Below are 1,209 nucleotides of genomic sequence, written 5' to 3'. Positions count from 1 at the left end.
AACGGCAAGTACGACGACGAGGTGCACGACTGCACGCCGTCGCTCGACGTCCTAGCCGACACAGCACGTGTCGCAGCTGACGGAATGATGAGTCCGACCCAGCCGAGCAACGCCTCGCTCCGAGCTCTTCGGCTACTGATCGAGCAGGTCGCGGTCATCGAAGACGAACTGGAGCTTCCTCGACGGGAGCTCCACGGGATGGTTCCCGGGGTGTATCGACGTCCGCTGTCCGGCATCGCGCGCTACAAGATGGCGGAGCTCGAGGAGTACGGGGTCGGTGACGGTGACGTGCCGCCTTTTCCGTTCCTGGCGCCTCTGCCCTTGGCCGCGGCGGTCGAGGAAGCATGGTTCAGCGGGCAGACGCTAACCGACCATCAGCCCAGCGCGCCGATCGCCGACGCATACCGGCGCATCGCGCTGCATTTGGATCTCGCTGCCGGCGTAGCACGGAGTGACGAGCTCGCAGCGTGGCCGCCGTTGGAGACGGTTACCCCGGAGACGGTCACGGTGGGTGCGGGGGAGAGGTAGGCGTGGCGAAAAAGAAGGACTTCGGCGAGATGGAGCGCGGCCGGGTGGCCGGTCCCGGAGCTGCGATGGCACGCGATGCGATGCGAACCCGCCTCGCCACGCCGCCGAGCAAGCTAGCGCTTGACCAGCTCCAGGTGAACCCGTTGAATCCACGCGACCACAATCGCGACGAGGACGTCGAAGAGCTGGCAGAGACGATGCGCAGACATGGCCAGCTGCAGCAAGCTCAAGTCATCGCGCGCGAGGACTTCCTGCGAGCTTTCCCCGACACCGCCGAGCGGCTGACCCCCGCGCCGTGGGTGGTCTTCATCGGGAACCGACGACTGTTAGCTGCCGGGCTAGCTGGCCTCGCCACCCTCGATGTTCGAGCTCCCGAGTGGATCGGGACGCCGGAGGAGATCGAGAGCCGGGTACTGATCGAGAACCTGCAGCGCTCCGATCTGCCGCTGCTCAAGGAGGCCGAGTTCCTCCAGCGACAGGTAAACCGTGGACAGAGCTTGCGCAAGGTAGCAGCCGAGATCGGGAAGTCGCTTGGCTACGTCCAGCAGCGTGTAGGGTTGCTCCAGCTGATTCCTGAGCTGCAAGGCCTGCTTCAGCAGGGGGAGCTGCGCTTCAAGATCGCCAGAAGCCTGTACCCACTCGGTGCCGAGGAGCAGGCTGTCGTATATCGGAGTGGCACAC

General features: G+C 65.3%; 1 protein-coding gene and 1 pseudogene. Both read left to right on the top strand.

Annotated features, from left to right (window positions below; genetic code table 11):
* Positions 1 to 528, top strand: a pseudogene (locus D8M34_RS19110) (ParA family protein); the annotation flags it as partial.
* A gap of 2 nt (positions 529 to 530) precedes the next feature.
* The coding region (locus tag D8M34_RS17920) for a ParB/RepB/Spo0J family partition protein (RefSeq protein WP_126894699.1) at positions 531 to 1,209 on the top strand (679 nt) is incomplete at its 3' end.

This window comes from Microbacterium sp. HSID17254, from assembly GCF_003989315.1.
In the GTDB taxonomy this organism is placed as follows: Bacteria; Actinomycetota; Actinomycetes; order Actinomycetales; family Microbacteriaceae; genus Microbacterium.
The sequence above is the reverse complement of the archived record's forward strand: the minus strand, read 5'-3'. Positions and strand labels throughout refer to the sequence as shown.